Genomic DNA, 424 nt, shown 5'->3' with positions numbered 1-424 from the left:
GCATGAAGTCATCCCTCCAACCATGTATTAGAAAAAGTATAGCAGAAATCAATCAATTGGAAATATGCTGGTAGAATGATTGTCTGCGGAACCACGTGTGATGTTGTTTCCGTTCTTGAAAGAGAACGAATAGTACGAAGGTGATGACGAGACCGCGTCCAATCCATGGTAAGACGAGAAGACCGTAGTTCATCGCAGCGAACAGCTGGAGCAAGAAGCGGCGCTTACTCGGATCCCGCAGATACGTGAGCAGTGGGAGTTGCTGATGCGTTTTCTTGAATAGTCGCAGATGAAGGAAGGGTCGCTTTCGATGAGACGGCTTCGGTAAGGCACCGTTCAATTCAAGGACGGTTGTTGATAAACTCGACTGTCGTTTCATCGACAACAGAATGTCCTCCGTTAATCCGTCCTCACGCTGTGACCA

The 424-nt window shown here is 47.9% G+C and carries 1 protein-coding gene; it reads right to left on the bottom strand.

Translation table 11 applies throughout. The features are described from left to right. Positions 1–52 precede the first annotated feature (52 nt). On the bottom strand, positions 53–424 hold a 372-nt coding region (locus B2751_RS09810), incomplete at its 5' end, for a hypothetical protein (protein ID WP_290774529.1).

The organism is Exiguobacterium sp. UBA6282 (assembly GCF_002440475.1).
In the GTDB taxonomy this organism is placed as follows: Bacteria; Bacillota; Bacilli; order Exiguobacteriales; family Exiguobacteriaceae; genus Exiguobacterium_A.
This window is presented reverse-complemented; position numbering and strand designations above follow the sequence as displayed.